Below are 13,759 nucleotides of genomic sequence, written 5' to 3' on the forward strand. Positions count from 1 at the left end.
GAGACCGCCGATGTTCCTTTTCACCACCCCGCCGAGCCGCGAGACACAACCTGCCAATCCGGTCGTCAGCGCCATCCGCGAGGGCGCGGAGCGGACAGGGACGGGCTTCGATTACCTGCTCAAGACGGCGCAGCGGGAATCGGCGCTGACACCGGACGCCAAGGCGAAATCGTCGAGCGCGACCGGGCTCTTCCAGTTCATCGAGCAGACCTGGCTGTCGATGGTGAAGCAGGAGGGGCCGAAGCAGGGCCTGCAGAACTACGCCGACGCGATCAGCGAAAGCGGCGGCCGGCTCACCGTCGCCGATCCGGCGCTGCGCGAGAAGATCCTGCAGTTGCGCAACGACCCGCAGGTCTCCGCCGTGATGGCGGGGGCGCTGACCCAGAAGAACCGCGACCAGCTCGCCGGCACCCTCGGGCGCCAGCCGCAGGCGGGCGAGCTCTACATGGCGCATGTGCTGGGCGCGCGCGGTGCGGCCGACCTCATCCGTGCGGCTGCGAGCGACCCAGGCCGCGTCGCCGCCCGCGATTTCCCCGAGGCGGCCGCCGCCAATCGCGGAATCTTCTACGACAAGGCCGGCCGGGCGCGCAGCGTCCAGGAGGTTTATGGCGCGCTCGCCGCCAGCCATGCCAGCACCCAGATGGCTGCATCCGCGACGAATGCGAACGCGGGAACGGATGATACTCCAGTGGCCGAGATCGCCGCGGCACTGCAGCCCGGGCGGGCGCATGGGCTGATCGGGCTGTTCTCGACCGGCGGCTCGCGTGCGCCGGTCTCGCAGGCCGTCGCGAATCTCTGGACGACGCCGCGTGCCAACGGTACCCGCATGGCGTCTCTGGAAGGCGCCGAGCGCTACTTCCCACGGGTCAAGAGCGATGCCTCGTCCTCCGCTGCCGAGGCTGCCGGTTCCGCGAGCGCGGCCGCACAGGGCAAGGCGGTGGCGGCGCCGCTGCCGCCGACGCGGCCGACCGATCTCGCCGCTCCAGCCGAGAGTGTTGCACGCGCGGGCAAGGCGCGCCGCGGGCCGCTCGACCTCTCCTCCTTCATGATGCAGCGGAGCGGTGCATGATCGTTCGGCGGTTTCTGCTCTGGGCCCGCACGGCTCCTGCCGAGGCACGTGCGTCCGGCGCCGCTGCGCTCGCCGGGGCCTATCTGCGCTCGAACCTCTCGCCGGAGGACCAGCAGGAGGCCGAGACGGCCCTGATCGCGCTGATCGACGACCCTTCGCCGCTGGTGCGCCGCGCGATCGCGGAGGAGATGGCGCCATCGCCGCGCACACCGCGCAATCTCGCGCTCGGGCTCATCGCCGAGCAGGGCGACGTCGCGGCGCTGGTGCTGGCGCATTCGCCGGTGCTGACCGAGGCCGATCTCGTCGATGCCGCCGCCGTCGGTGATGTGCTGGCGCAGCGCGCCATCGCCATGCGCCGCTACCTGACGGCCGGCGTCGCCGCGGCATTGGCGGAAGTCGGCTGCGAGGAGGCTCTGCTGACGCTAGCCGGCAATCGGACGGCGGAGATTCCGGATTTTTCCTTCGAGCGGATGGTCGAGCGCTCCGGCGATAGCGGAGCGCTTCGCGAGATGCTGCTGGAACGTGCCGACCTGCCACCCGGTCTGCGGCAGGTGATCGCGACGCGGGTTTCCGACGCGCTGGCGCATTTCGTCTCCGGCTGCGGTTGGCTGACGCCTGAGCGCAGTGCGCGGCTCGCACGCGAATCGACCGAGCGTGTCGCCGTCGCGCTGGCGGCCGGCGGCGAGGCGACCGATGCGCCTGCGATCGTCGAGGTGCTGCGCGCCACCGGTCGGCTGACACCGGGGCTGATGCTGCGCTCGTTGCTGAGCGGCGAGCCGGCGCTGGCGGAAGCCGCGTTCGTGGCGTTGTCGGAGCTGCCGACTGTCCGTGTCGCGGCGCTGCTGCGCGACCGGCGCGGCGCCGGTCTCAAGGCACTTTGCCGCAAGGCCGGGTTGCCGCTGGCTCTCGAGCCTGCCTTCGTCGCCGCCGTTCTGGCGCTGAATGCGCGCGGCTTCGATGCGGGCAGTGCGCGCCATGGCATGGACCGGGACCTGTTGCGGCAAGTTCTTTGCGCCTGCGAAGCGATGGAAGGGCCGGAAGCCGATGCGCTGATGGCGCTGCTGCGACGCATGGATGCCGAGGCCGCGCGCGAGGAAGCGCGGCTGATGGCGGATTCCCTGGCCGATGACGCAGCCTTCGCCCTGCTGGTCGAGGCCGATCCGTCCTTCCTGATCGAGCTTGAGAGCGGCGATCTGCGCGACGCCGCCTGACGATCGGAAAAAGGCTCTAGTAGCCGAACTGCTCGCGCAGGATGCGCTCGTCCAGGCTATGGCCGGGGTCGTGCAGCATCACCAGGTCGACCGTTCGATCGATCTCGATGGAGACCGATGCGACCTCGTCGATCTGGGTGTGGTCGGCGACGGCGCTGACCGGGCGCTTGTCGGCCTCCAGCACCTCGATCGTCACCTTGGCATAATCGGGCAACAGAGCCCCGCGCCAGCGCCGCGGCCGGAAGGCCGAGATCGGCGTCAGGGCGAGCAGGGGCGCGTCGAGCGGCAGGATCGGGCCGTTGGCTGAGAGATTGTAGGCGGTCGAGCCGGCCGGCGTCGCCAGCAGCACGCCGTCGGCGATCAGCTCGGAGAGCCGGACCTGGCCATCGACGGAAATCCGGAGCTTGGCGGCCTGATAGGAGCGGCGCAGCAGCGAGACCTCGTTGATCGCCTTGGCCTCGACCCGGCCGCCCTGGCGCTCGATGGCATGCATCGACAGCGGGTGCACGACGCTGCGCTGCGCGGCTTCCAGACGCTTGCTCAGGCCGCGTTCCCTGTACTCGTTCATCAGGAAGCCGACGGAGCCGCGGTTCATGCCGTAGATCGGCGTGCCGGTGCCGAGAAAGCGGTGCAGGGTCTGGAGCATCAAGCCGTCGCCGCCGAGCGCGACGATGACGTCCGCCTTGGCCGGGTCGGCATTGCCGTAGCGCTCCACCAGCTTGGCGAGGGCGGTCTCGGCTTCCGGGGTTTCGCTGGCGACGAAGGATATCGCGCCGAATCGCTCGGTCATGACGGGTCCTGAAGCGGCGGGCCTGCGGATCTCTCCCGACTTAGCACGGGCCTGCGGAAAGTCGCGAGACACACCCGCAACAAAAAAAGGCCGGGCGGACCCGGCCTTCCGCGCAAGCGCGACGCGCGGCTCAGAGTGCCGAGCTCCACTGCACCGGCACCATCTCGAAACCGCTGCCGTCCTTGGCGATGAAGCCGGTGGCGGGGAAGGGGGCATGGTAGAATGCTACCTGCATGCGCTCGGCCGAGACCATGTCGAGCAGCTTGCGGCGCGTCGCAGCCGCTTGCGGGCCGTCCATGTCGAACACCGCCGACCAGTCCGGATTGCGGACGAAGAGGGCCGGGTGATTGGTCGTGTCCGACATGATCATCATCCGGTCGTTGCCGGAAGCGAGTGCGAAGACGGTGTGGCCCGGCGTATGGCCGGGGGCGGCGATCGGCGTGAGGCCCGGCAGGATCTCCTTGCCGGGTTCGAACTGCCTCACATCCTTGGCGACGGGGCCGAAGACACGGCGCACCCCGGCGAAGGCGCCCTTCATGCCTTCCGGTGCGGCATTCATCTTCGCATCGTCCATCCAGAACGCCCATTCGGCCGCGGGCACCATCGCCTCCGCATTCGGGAAGACGGCGGAGCCGTTCTTGAGGCGGAATCCGTTGATATGGTCGCCGTGGAAATGGCTGAAGACGACCGTCGAGACATCCTTGGGATCGAGGCCGGCGGCCGTGAAGTTCGCCATCCAGGTTCCGGAGGTCGGAGCGCCGGAATCGCCGTTGCCGGTGTCTATCAGCGTCAGCTTGCCGCCCTGCTGGATTGCCAGCGTCGTGAAGGTGACCTGGAGCGCATCCTGCGGCAGGAACGCCGCCGCCATCGCCTTCTTCACATCCGCCAGCTCGGCATTGCGCACGAAGCCTTCGAGCGGGCGCTTGCCGAAGCCGTCATGGATCGCGGTCAGGGTGACGTCGCCGATCTTGTAGCGATAGAAGCCGGGAGCCTGGCCGTTCGTGGGGGCTTGGGCCTGGGCCTGGGAGAGGGTGGGCAAGCCGAGCGCTGCGGCGGCAGCGAGCGCCCCCGTGCCGGCAAGGGCGCTGCGTCGCGACAAACGAAAGCTCTGCATGATCTCCTCCTCGCTCATGGCGGAGGAAGGTAGCGGCGCGGGCGGCGCGTTCAACTGCCGCGGCGCGGCTCGAGGTCAAGTTTCCGTGAGGGACGAGGCCGTTGCCACGAAATGCTCATCCGCTAGCCGACATCCGGCTCCTTGCGCGCCAGTGCCCGCAGCATGGCGGCGCAGAGCGCGAGCGAGCCCATGACGCCCTGCCCGGAACATTCCGCCACCAGGGCCTGGAAGGCGAGACTGTCGTCGGACGCCAGGCATTGCAGGCTCCAGCTCCAGCCGGGTGCCTTTTCGCGCAGCAACGAGACGGCCACGTCGATGTCTGCGCTGACCGCGCCGAGCGATTTCCAGAAGCTGCCCTGCTGGTAGATGCCGCCCGCGGGCGTACGCCGCGTGGCGAGCCGCGTCGGCTTGCGCCGCACCGTGAAACCCAGCGCCTCATAGATGTCGGCGTCGAGTTCGCGGTTGGGCTTGCTGGAGGCCTCACAACGCTCCGCCAGCGCCAGAAGATGATTCCGGTCGTCCATTCGGTTCCGCAACACGATCAGAAAACCGGCTGCCGCAGCACGGGATCCGGTCCACAATTCCGAACCATCTTATCGCATGGCGGCGGGCCGCGGCCAGCTTTCGATGCGGGCCGCGACCCGGACGATCTCTCCCTGCCTTCGACGATCAGGGGCCGACGACGGTCCCGCGCGCTCGCCCGCCGGGAACGCGGCAGGAGCAACCGATGCCCAGCGGCGCCCGCTCGTAGAGCGTGCAGATCTTGACCGGTGTGCTGCATTGCCCGCCGTTGGCCGCAGGGACGGCCTCGTAGGCCGGATAGACCGGGTAAGCCGGGTAGGCGGGGTAATCATAGTAATCCGGATAGGCGGGATAGGTCGTGAGAGCGCCGATCGTCGCAGCGGTGGCGAGACCAGCACCCCAGCCCCAGCCGGGGTAGCCACCCCAGCGACGGTAATGCGGCCGGTAGTAGCCGCCGCGCCAGGCTCCGGCGCTGGGAAAGACGTTGCCGCGATAGGCGCCTCGCCAGCCGGTGCCACCGTGCCAGCCGGCGGCTCCACGCCAGCCGGACGAGCCGCGCCAACCGCCGAAGCCTCCGCCACCGTGAAAACCGCCGGCGCGGAAGCCATGGCCGCCGACACGCTGCTGGGCCATGGCCTCGGTGCCGGCCGCAAGGAGCAGCGGCGTCACCGCAGCCGCGATCAGGAACAGGCGACGCATGGCGCACCTCCCTTGTAGAACTCACCCCAACGGAAACAACGGCCAGCGCGACGGGGTGTTCCCTTCGGGCAGTTCGTCTCAATCGTCCCAGAAGGTGCCGACCTTGCAGCGATAACCGACGAAACAGGCTGGGACGTCGCGGCTTGGGACCCAGGCCGGCTCGAGGATCTCGTCGAACTGGCAGAAGCTGCGATCCCGGACGAAGCGATCATAGGTCTGCCCGCCGGTGCCGAGCACGATCGCTCCGCGCGCAAGGACATCCTGGCGACTGGCGGCGCAAGGGCGGGTCGTGGTCGACGGACGCGACTGGGCGACGGCGACCTGCGTGCTCGCGACCAGAAGCAGCGCGACTGCAATGCGTTTCATCAGTGCCTCCACGGGATGGTGCGCAAGCGGCTTCGGCCGGGCTGGCCGGCGTTCGCCAGTATATCACCGGCGAGGTGCCATCCATCTCTACGACGCAGAGTGGATCATGCGGGTTCCCGCCGGCGAAAACCGTTCCCCTGCGAGCTCGGTTGCCCCACGGGAACGACCCGTTCCACGGAGACCGGCAGGGGCGGCGAGGGAAAGATGGTGCCGGCGGAGAGGATCGAACTCCCGACCTTCGGTTTACAAAACCGCTGCACTACCGCTGTGCTACGCCGGCGCCGTATTCCGGCCGCGAGGCCGGCCGGCCACCATCGCGGAACGGATCCGTCGACGGCTCCTAGCCGGTTACCAGCCGGCGGCCGGGAGAGCAAGCGGAGCGGTTACCCGAAACGCCGAGGTCTCTCGTTCGGAGTGTCCTTCCGGTCAGGCGTTTCTCGGGAGATGTTCCGCGGCTTCCACGGGCGCACGCCTTCGCGCTAAAGCGTTTCACCAGCCTGTCGTCAGCGGATGCGCAGAGTGCCCGGCACCATGAATTCTTCTTCTTCTTTCCGACCGAATGGAGCGGAGGATACGGCCATCGGAACAGTCGCGGGCGGCCCCGGCGAAGTTTTTCGCGCCTTCCTCAAGCTCGGCCTGACTTCCTTCGGCGGACCCATCGCCCATCTCGGCTACTTCCGGGACGAGCTCGTGCTGCGGCGCCGGTGGATCGACGAAGCTGGCTATGCCGATCTCGTCGCCCTCTGTCAGTTCCTGCCCGGCCCGGCCTCGAGCCAGGTCGGTTTCGCGCTTGGCCTGCTGAGAGGCGGGCCGCTGGGCGCGCTGGCGGCCTGGTGCGCCTTCACGCTGCCCTCGGCCGCGCTTCTGATCCTCTTCGCCTTCGGGGCGAGCGCCTTTGGCGGAGCCGTCGGGGCGGGGCTGATCCACGGCCTGAAACTGGTCGCCGTCGCGGTCGTGGCGCAGGCGGTCTGGGGGATGGCGTGCTCGCTTACGCCCGACAAGCCGCGGGCAGCCATCGCGCTCCTCTGCGTACTGGTCGTCGTCTTTGCCGCCGGAGCGCCCGGCCAGATCGCGGCGATCCTGCTCGGCGGCCTGCTGGGGCTGTGGCTGTGCCGGGATCAGCAGGCGGTGAGCCCAAGCCATCTGGCGTTTCCGATCGCGAGATGGGTCGGTTTGCTCAACCTAGCACTGTTCGTCCTGCTTCTTGCCGGGTTGCCGCTGGCATCGGCGACGAGTGGGCTGCACGGCGTCGCGCTGTTCGACGCCTTCTACCGGGCCGGGGCGCTGGTGTTCGGCGGCGGCCATGTCGTTCTGCCGCTGCTGGAAGCAGCCGTGGTGCCACCCGGCTGGATCGGTCCGGACGCCTTCCTGGCAGGGTACGGCGCCGCCCAGGCCGTTCCTGGCCCGCTGTTCAGCTTTGCGGCCTTCCTGGGTGCCGCCATGACGCCGCCGCCCAACGGCCTTGCCGGCGCGGCGATCTGCCTCGTCGCCATCTTCGCGCCGGGGTTGCTGCTGGTCACGGGTGCGCTTCCGTTCTGGAACGACCTGCGCCGCCACCCGCTGGCGCAGGCGATGATGCGCGGTGCCAACGCGGCGGTCGTCGGCATTCTGGCCTCGGCCCTCTACGATCCGGTCTGGACAGGGGCGGTGCTGAACCCGCGCGACTTCGCGGTGGCACTCATCGGTTTCGTCCTGCTCACGGTCTGGAAGACGCGGCCCTGGGTCGTCGTCGTGCTGACCGCGGCGAGCGGCGTCGGCCTCGCCCTGCTTTGAGAGGCAGTCCGGAACCGCCGGGTCCATGAAAAAAAGCCCCGCCCTTGCGGGCGGGGCCTCATTCGCTGCTGAAGCGAAGTTTACTTCAGGATGTCGCGGTCCTTCGTCTCGGGCAGGAAGAGCAGGCCGATCACGAAGGTGCCCAGCGCCACGATGATCGGATACCAGAGACCCGAGAAGATGTTGCCGCTGGCCGCCACGATGGCGAAGGCCGTCGGAGGCAGGAAGCCGCCGAACCAGCCATTGCCGATGTGGTAGGGCAGCGACATGCCCGAGTAGCGGATGCGGGTCGGGAAGAGTTCGACCAGCAGCGCGGCGATCGGGCCGTAGACCATCGTCACGAAGAGCACGAGCAGGAACAGGATGCCGGTGGCCTTCAGGGCGCGACCATCCGTGAGAACCTGACCGATCGAGGGGGTCTTCAGGATGGTGGCGTCACCCGCCTTGGGATAGCCGGCAGCCTGGGCCGCGGCGACGAGTTCGCTCGCTCCGCTCGGGGCATCCGCGCCGTTGATGGTCGCCTTGAGCGGCGAGCCAGCCGGACCGGCGGCCAGTTCGTAGTGGATCGAATTGGTCGCCAGGGTGCGGCGGACGACGTCGCAGGGCTTGGTGAAGGTCCGCACGCCGACGGGGTCGAAGAGCGTGCCGCACTCGGCCGGATCGGCGGTGAGGACGAGCTTGACGTTCTCGGTCGCGCTAGTGAGCTTCGGGTTCACCGTGTTCGCGAGCATCGTGAACAGCGGGAAGTAGGTCAGCGCGGCGATCAGGCAGCCCGCCAGCAGGATCGGCTTGCGGCCGATCTTGTCCGAGAGCCAGCCGAAGAAGATGAAGAACGGCGTGCCAAGCAGCAGCGACAGCGCGATCAGTAGGTTCGCGGTGGTGCCGTCCATCTTCAGCGTCTGGGTCAGGAAGAACAGCGCGTAGAACTGGCCGGTGTACCAGACCACGGCCTGGCCGGCGGTGCCGCCGAGCAGGGCGATGAGGCCGATCTTGGCGTTGGCCCAGGTGCCGAAGGCTTCCGTCAGCGGGGCCTTGGAGTGGGTGCCTTCTTCCTTCATCCGCAGGAAGGCCGGCGATTCGGCGAGCTGAAGACGGATCCAGACCGAGAAGCCGAGCAGGATGATCGAGAGCAGGAACGGAACGCGCCAGCCCCAGGCCGCGAAGGCTTCGGGCGTCATGCTGAGGCGCAGGACCAGGATGACGATCAGCGAGAGGAAGAGGCCGACCGTTGCCGTGGTCTGGATCCAGGAAGTGTAGAAGCCGCGGCGGCCCATCGGGGCGTGCTCGGCGACATAGGTCGCGGCACCGCCGTATTCGCCGCCGAGCGCGAGGCCCTGCAACAGGCGACAGGCGATGAAGATTGCGGGGGCAGCGTAACCGATGCTCTGGAAGCTCGGCAGCAGGCCGACGACGAAGGTGGAGAGGCCCATCACCACCATGGTGACGAGGAAGGTGTATTTGCGGCCGATCATGTCTCCGAGGCGGCCGAAGAACAGCGCGCCGAAGGGGCGCACCGCGAAGCCAGCGGCGAAGCCGAACAGCACGAAGATGAACTTTGCCGTATCGTTGTCGCCGGGCACGAAGGTCTGCGCGATGTTGGCGGCGAGAGAGCCGGCCAGATAGAAGTCGTACCACTCGAAGACCGTACCGGCCGACGAGGCGACGATGACCTTTCTTTCTTCCCTGGTCATCGGGCGCGGCGCGGCGGCCGACCCCGATGTGTGCGATGCCATGCTCATGGCGTTCTGCCTCCCCTTGGTGAATTCGTTCGCGGGGCGCGGCCCGGCTTGCCTCGGTCCGGTCTCCGCGCCGCCGGAGCGGCAAATCACGCGCCGTTCCGGGTCGGCAAAAAGGTTTGCGCGCGGAAAGACACGGGCGCAATCAAGCACTTGGTCTTGCACCGTTGGTCTTAAGACTATGGATGGAGGCGAGGCGGCCGCAGGAAAGATCGCCGATGCAGGCTGGCCAGACGCTTCGGTGCGACTATAATCCGAAAGCGGAGGCTTGGCGAGATGCGGATGGGGAGACGCGTCATGGCGTTGCGTGTCATCGGCTTGTCCTGCGGCCTGTTGCTGGCTGCAACCCTAGGCCTCGGTGAAGCCCGGGCCGGTGGGCGCGGCGGTGCCATGGCGGTAGCGCCGCATCCGACGGCCGCAGTGCCCGCCCATCACCCGCAATCGCGGCCTGTCTGGAACGCGGCCCGCTGGCGACAGGCCGCCGGTCCAGTCCGGCACGGCGTCCATCGTCGCTGGGGGTGGGGCGGGCTTGGCTACGCCGATCCCTGGCTCTTCTATCCGCAAGCGGAGAACAGCACGATCGCCGTCATCGAGCGCCCGGTGGAGTTGAGCCAGCCGATCGATCTCGATTCGTTCGAGAATCTGCCTGCACGCGCCGGGATCAGGCGCGGGCCGGCCCCGGAGCCGACGATCTACCGGCTGGAGGGACCGCGCCTGCGACCCGCAGCGCGGGTCATCCGTATCGGCGCAGCCGAATCGCAAGGCAGCCGGCGCACGCGCTTCGCCCATGCCGAGACCGGGGCGCTGCTGCTGACCGTGCCGGGGCGCTGAGCCGAATCAGCGGCGCCGGCTGGCGGCGTAGAGCGCGATTGCCGTCGCGTTCGAGACGTTCAGACTGGTGATCGCGCCCGGCACTTCGAGCCTTGCGACGTGGTCGCAGAGCTCGCGGGTGCGCTGGCGCAGGCCCTTGCCCTCGGCGCCCATCACCATGACGAGCGGGCGGCGCAGCGCGACATCATCTAGCGCGACATCGCCGTCCGAGTCGAAGCCGAGGCGCAGGAAGCCGCGCTTGCCCAAGGTCTCCAGCGCATCGCCTAGATTGCGTACGGCGATGAGAGGGACATGCTCCAGCGCGCCGGAGGCCGATTTTGCCAGCACGCCGGTCGCCGCCGGCGAATGGCGGATGGTGACGATCACCGCCGCGGCCGCGAAGGCTGCGGCCGAACGCAGGATCGCGCCGACATTGTGCGGGTCGGTGATCTGGTCCAGAGCCAGGACGACGGCATCGTCAGGGAGGCTGTCGAGATCGGGCGAGGGCAGGGGATCGCAGACGAGATAAAGACCCTGGTGCACCGAATCGGGCGTCAGCAACCGGTCGATCTCGGAAGGGCGGACCAACTCGGCCTCGAGCGGCAGCTCGCCGACCTCCTCGCCGAGGCGGCGCAGCGCGTTCTCGGTCGCGAGCAGGCGGCGGAAGCGCCGGCGCGGATTACGCAGGGCCTCGACGACGGGATGGACGCCGTAGAGCACCGCCTCGTCGATATCGCCGGGGCGATGCGGCGGCGGGGCGCCGGTGCGGCGGGCGTGCCCGCCCGGTCTGCTGCCGGCCGGCCTGGCCTGTTTGGGACGGAATGGCGGCGCCATCGCTTTCTCCAGAATTCTTCCATCTGCCGTGCCACGGCGCGGCGCTCTTGACCAGCGCGGAACGATACGCGCGCCCTTCCTCCACTTCGAAAGGTTCAAACCATGGCAGATGCCAGCCAACGCTTCGTCGTCATCACCGGCGGTCCGGGTTCCGGCAAGACCACGTTGATCGACGCCCTCGCGGCCTCCGGCCATGCCGTCATGCCGGAAGCAGGCCGGCAGGTCATCCGCGAGCAGCTCGCGGCAGGCGGTCGGGGGCTCCCCTGGGCCGACCGCGAGCGCTTCGCCGCGCTGATGCTGGCGCAGGACCTGCGCAGCCATGAAGCGGCGAGAGCCGAAGCTGGATTCGTCTTCTTCGACCGGGGCATTCCGGACATTGCCGGCTATCTCGGCCTGTGCGGACTGCCGGCGTCCCAGGCGGTCGAGCAGGCGGCGCGGGAATGCCGTTACCGTCGCAGCGTGCTCATCGCGCCGCCCTGGCCGGAGATCTTCACGCAGGACGCCGAGCGCAGGCAGGATCTCGCCGAGGCGCAGAGGACCTATGAGGCGATGGCCGCCACCTATCCGCGATACGGTTACGCGCTTGTCGAATTGCCGCGCGCCGGCGTGGCCGAGCGCGTGGCCTTCGTCATGAGGCATCTCGCGGCGCCGGCATGAGCGAGTTTGCACAGGAACGGGCCGCTGCCGACAATGAATTTGCTGCGATGGTCTTTTTGCCGTTGACACGTCGCGGCCCGGTCACCATAAGTCCGGCCGCGCCTGCCGGTCGTCACGCGAGTGACATATCGGTGGCCCGCGGCTCACAGAGCCGGTCATGGGCGCAGGCGGGGGAATGTCCCGAGCGGCAAAGGGGGCGGACTGTAAATCCGCTGGCTATGCCTTCGCAGGTTCGAGTCCTGCTTCCCCCACCATCTCCGATCAGAACTGCGAATCGGGCCGCGTTCAGCGGCGTGGCTTCGCAAGTTGTTCCCGAAATTGTCATTCCTGCCGATAACGCGGATCTTCCGGGCCCGACGACTATGGCGTTGAGCCCTCGTTTGCGAGCTTCGAGTCCGCCAATGGACAGCCACTCGGCGAGTTCCTTGGCAAATTTCTTGATGGAGCGCGTGGCGAGGCCGGCTACTCACCAGACTGAAGCGTCAGCCGATGCTCGTCGCTCCGGTATGGATGACGGCCGGCCGATTCCATGAGGCGCGATCCGGCTCGGCCGGTGCCCAATCACGTTCCGGGTCGGGCCATGGAATCGCGGACACCAGCGCCTGCGTATAGGGGTGCTCCGGCTTCTCGATGACGCGCTCGGGCGGTCCAGCTTCGACCAGACGGCCGTCATAGAGGACGATGACTTCGTCGCTAACCTGATAGGCTGTGGCGAGGTCGTGGGTGATGTAGACCACCGAGATCGCGTGTTCCTGGCGCAGGGCACGCAGATTGTTCAGGATGGTCATCCGCAGGGAGGCGTCGACCATCGAGACCGGCTCATCGGCGACGATCAGGCGCGGCTTGAGCGCGAGCGCCCGCGCGATCATCAGGCGCTGGCGCTGCCCGCCGGACAGTTCATGCGGAAACCGGCCAAGCACTTCGCGCGGATTAAGGCCGACATCGCGGCAGGCGGCCTCCATCGTAGCTCGCGCCTCCGCCGGGCTTTCGGCACCGCCCAGATGGAGCAGGGGCGTCAGCAGGGCGTGGTCGACGCGGTAGAACGGGTTGAATGACGCGTAGGGGTCCTGGAAGATCGCCTGGACCTCGCGACGAAAGCGAGCGCGTTCCGGTGTCGAGAGCCGGCCGACATCCTGGCCGCGATAGCGGAACCGTCCCTCGCTCGGGGCTTCCAGGCCGAGCATGATGCGCGCCAGCGTCGTCTTGCCCGATCCGGACTGACCGACGACGGCGATCACGCGCGGCCTGTCGGCGTCGATCCGCAGGTCGATCGGCGCCAGCGCCTGCTTGGTCCGGCCGCCCAGGAGCCCGCTGCCGAAAATCTTGCCGACGCCCGACAAGTCGAGGAAGGGTGCATCCGCGCCAGCAGGTTCACTGCGTGGCAGCGACGGACGCGAGCCCAGCGTCGGCACGCTCTCGATCAGCTCGGCCGAATAGGCGTGTTGCGGGGCGGCGAAGAGCCGGGGCGTCAGCGCATCCTCGACGATCCGGCCATCCTTCATGACGATGATCCGGTCCGTAGCCTGGGCCATGAGCCCCATATCGTGCCCGATGATCACCATGCCGCAGCCGATGCGCATCTGCGCCTCGTGCAAAGTCTGGATGACTTGGCGCTGCGAGATCACATCGAGCGCGCTGGTCGGCTCGTCGGCGATGATGACCTGCGGATCCAGCATCATCGCGATGGCGATGCAGACCCGCTGCTTCATGCCACCGGAGAGCTGATGCGGGAAGAGATCGGCAACGGAAGCGGAAAGGCCGACGCCGGCGAGGGCGTCGCGTACACGGGCCTGCGCCTCCCGCGCGGAGAGCCTGACGCCATGATCGGCAAGGCCGTCCAGCATCTGCTCGTGCACCCGCAACACGGGGCTCAACGAATTCATCGCGCCCTGCGGAATGTAGGAGATGGTCTTCAGGCGTGCAGCGCGGATCGCGGGGCCCTGCAGCGCCACCAGATCGAGATCACCGACGCGCGCCGAGCCCGAGACGATCCGGCCCGGCGGCTTGAGCATGCGCATCAGCGCCAGCGCCGTCGTGGTCTTGCCCGAACCGGATTCGCCGACAAGGCCGACCCGTTCGCCCGCAGCCACATTGAAGGAAACGTCGCGCACGGCATGGACGACCTGCCGGGTCGTGAAGAAGTCGACCGAGAGGTTGGAAACCTGCAGCAGGCTCATG

Annotated in this window: 13 protein-coding genes and 2 tRNA genes; 6 read left to right on the forward strand and 9 right to left on the reverse strand. The window is 68.3% G+C overall.

Annotation, left to right across the window (positions count from 1 at the left end; all coding sequences use genetic code 11):
• Positions 1-10: 10 nt before the first annotated feature.
• Positions 11-1,069 carry a hypothetical protein gene (locus CE453_RS12355; RefSeq protein WP_089174863.1) on the forward strand — a complete coding sequence of 353 codons (1,059 nt, stop codon included), beginning with the start codon at positions 11-13 and terminating at the stop codon, positions 1,067-1,069.
• Positions 1,066-2,280, forward strand: a complete 1,215-nt coding sequence (locus CE453_RS12360) for a DUF2336 domain-containing protein (RefSeq protein ID WP_089174864.1) — start codon at positions 1,066-1,068, stop codon at positions 2,278-2,280. Before CE453_RS12355 ends, CE453_RS12360 begins: the two co-directional genes overlap by 4 nt.
• Positions 2,281-2,296: 16 nt before the next feature.
• Here CE453_RS12360 and CE453_RS12365 read toward each other — a convergent pair whose 3' ends face one another.
• From CE453_RS12365 to CE453_RS12390, 6 genes are all read right to left on the reverse strand, one after another.
• Positions 2,297-3,070, reverse strand: a complete 774-nt coding sequence (locus CE453_RS12365; protein ID WP_089174865.1) for an NAD kinase — start codon at positions 3,068-3,070, stop codon at positions 2,297-2,299.
• A gap of 130 nt (positions 3,071-3,200) precedes the next feature.
• On the reverse strand, positions 3,201-4,184 hold the full coding sequence (locus CE453_RS12370) for an MBL fold metallo-hydrolase (protein WP_089177861.1): 984 nt from the start codon (positions 4,182-4,184) through the stop codon (positions 3,201-3,203).
• A 122-nt stretch (positions 4,185-4,306) separates the two neighbouring features.
• A complete protein-coding gene (locus CE453_RS12375; protein ID WP_089174866.1) occupies positions 4,307-4,708 on the reverse strand; it encodes a hypothetical protein in 402 nt (133 codons plus the stop codon).
• A 145-nt stretch (positions 4,709-4,853) separates the two neighbouring features.
• Positions 4,854-5,405, reverse strand: a complete 552-nt coding sequence (locus CE453_RS12380) for a hypothetical protein (RefSeq protein ID WP_089174867.1) — start codon at positions 5,403-5,405, stop codon at positions 4,854-4,856.
• Between the two features lie 78 nt (positions 5,406-5,483).
• The gene (locus CE453_RS12385) at positions 5,484-5,771 is read right to left on the reverse strand and encodes a hypothetical protein (RefSeq protein ID WP_089174868.1); all 288 of its coding nucleotides are present in this window, start codon (positions 5,769-5,771) and stop codon (positions 5,484-5,486) included.
• Between the two features lie 205 nt (positions 5,772-5,976).
• A tRNA-Thr gene (locus tag CE453_RS12390) sits at positions 5,977-6,051 on the reverse strand.
• A 251-nt stretch (positions 6,052-6,302) separates the two neighbouring features.
• On the opposite strand from CE453_RS12390, the gene chrA reads away from it, so the two are divergent.
• Positions 6,303-7,544 carry a chromate efflux transporter gene (gene chrA, locus CE453_RS12395; RefSeq protein WP_089174869.1) on the forward strand — a complete coding sequence of 414 codons (1,242 nt, stop codon included), beginning with the start codon at positions 6,303-6,305 and terminating at the stop codon, positions 7,542-7,544.
• Positions 7,545-7,624: 80 nt separating this feature from the next.
• Here the strand turns inward: chrA and CE453_RS12400 are convergent, their stop codons facing one another.
• Entirely contained in the window at positions 7,625-9,283 is a 1,659-nt protein-coding gene (locus CE453_RS12400; protein ID WP_089174870.1) for an MFS transporter, read from the reverse strand.
• A 294-nt stretch (positions 9,284-9,577) separates the two neighbouring features.
• Between CE453_RS12400 and CE453_RS12405 the strand changes: the two genes are divergently transcribed.
• Positions 9,578-10,111, forward strand: a complete 534-nt coding sequence (locus CE453_RS12405) for a hypothetical protein (RefSeq protein ID WP_089174871.1) — start codon at positions 9,578-9,580, stop codon at positions 10,109-10,111.
• 6 nt (positions 10,112-10,117) lie between these two features.
• Here the strand turns inward: CE453_RS12405 and rlmB are convergent, their stop codons facing one another.
• Positions 10,118-10,924, reverse strand: a complete 807-nt coding sequence (rlmB, locus tag CE453_RS12410; RefSeq protein ID WP_089174872.1) for a 23S rRNA (guanosine(2251)-2'-O)-methyltransferase RlmB — start codon at positions 10,922-10,924, stop codon at positions 10,118-10,120.
• 102 nt (positions 10,925-11,026) lie between these two features.
• Between rlmB and CE453_RS12415 the strand changes: the two genes are divergently transcribed.
• Positions 11,027-11,581, forward strand: a complete 555-nt coding sequence (locus tag CE453_RS12415) for an AAA family ATPase (RefSeq protein ID WP_089174873.1) — start codon at positions 11,027-11,029, stop codon at positions 11,579-11,581.
• A gap of 169 nt (positions 11,582-11,750) precedes the next feature.
• A tRNA-Tyr gene (locus CE453_RS12420) sits at positions 11,751-11,835 on the forward strand.
• A 228-nt stretch (positions 11,836-12,063) separates the two neighbouring features.
• Here the strand turns inward: CE453_RS12420 and CE453_RS12425 are convergent.
• The gene (locus CE453_RS12425) at positions 12,064-13,758 is read right to left on the reverse strand and encodes an ABC transporter ATP-binding protein (RefSeq protein ID WP_198302328.1); all 1,695 of its coding nucleotides are present in this window, start codon (positions 13,756-13,758) and stop codon (positions 12,064-12,066) included.
• Position 13,759: the final 1 nt, after the last annotated feature.

The organism is Bosea sp. AS-1, assembly GCF_002220095.1.
In the GTDB taxonomy this organism is placed as follows: Bacteria; Pseudomonadota; Alphaproteobacteria; order Rhizobiales; family Beijerinckiaceae; genus Allobosea.

What these genes read in the sequence shown, in the direction of transcription:
- CE453_RS12355 (WP_089174863.1), top strand. Translation starts at nt 11, where the DNA reads ATGTTCCTTTTCACCACCCCGCCGAGCCGCGAGACACAACCTGCCAAT.
- CE453_RS12360 (WP_089174864.1), top strand. Translation starts at nt 1,066, where the DNA reads ATGATCGTTCGGCGGTTTCTGCTCTGGGCCCGCACGGCTCCTGCCGAG.
- CE453_RS12365 (WP_089174865.1), bottom strand. Translation starts at nt 3,070, where the DNA reads ATGACCGAGCGATTCGGCGCGATATCCTTCGTCGCCAGCGAAACCCCG.
- CE453_RS12370 (WP_089177861.1), bottom strand. Translation starts at nt 4,184, where the DNA reads ATGCAGAGCTTTCGTTTGTCGCGACGCAGCGCCCTTGCCGGCACGGGG.
- CE453_RS12375 (WP_089174866.1), bottom strand. Translation starts at nt 4,708, where the DNA reads ATGGACGACCGGAATCATCTTCTGGCGCTGGCGGAGCGTTGTGAGGCC.
- CE453_RS12380 (WP_089174867.1), bottom strand. Translation starts at nt 5,405, where the DNA reads ATGCGTCGCCTGTTCCTGATCGCGGCTGCGGTGACGCCGCTGCTCCTT.
- CE453_RS12385 (WP_089174868.1), bottom strand. Translation starts at nt 5,771, where the DNA reads ATGAAACGCATTGCAGTCGCGCTGCTTCTGGTCGCGAGCACGCAGGTC.
- chrA (WP_089174869.1), top strand. Translation starts at nt 6,303, where the DNA reads ATGAATTCTTCTTCTTCTTTCCGACCGAATGGAGCGGAGGATACGGCC.
- CE453_RS12400 (WP_089174870.1), bottom strand. Translation starts at nt 9,283, where the DNA reads ATGAGCATGGCATCGCACACATCGGGGTCGGCCGCCGCGCCGCGCCCG.
- CE453_RS12405 (WP_089174871.1), top strand. Translation starts at nt 9,578, where the DNA reads ATGGCGTTGCGTGTCATCGGCTTGTCCTGCGGCCTGTTGCTGGCTGCA.
- rlmB (WP_089174872.1), bottom strand. Translation starts at nt 10,924, where the DNA reads ATGGCGCCGCCATTCCGTCCCAAACAGGCCAGGCCGGCCGGCAGCAGA.
- CE453_RS12415 (WP_089174873.1), top strand. Translation starts at nt 11,027, where the DNA reads ATGGCAGATGCCAGCCAACGCTTCGTCGTCATCACCGGCGGTCCGGGT.
- CE453_RS12425 (WP_198302328.1), bottom strand. Translation starts at nt 13,758, where the DNA reads ATGAGCCTGCTGCAGGTTTCCAACCTCTCGGTCGACTTCTTCACGACC.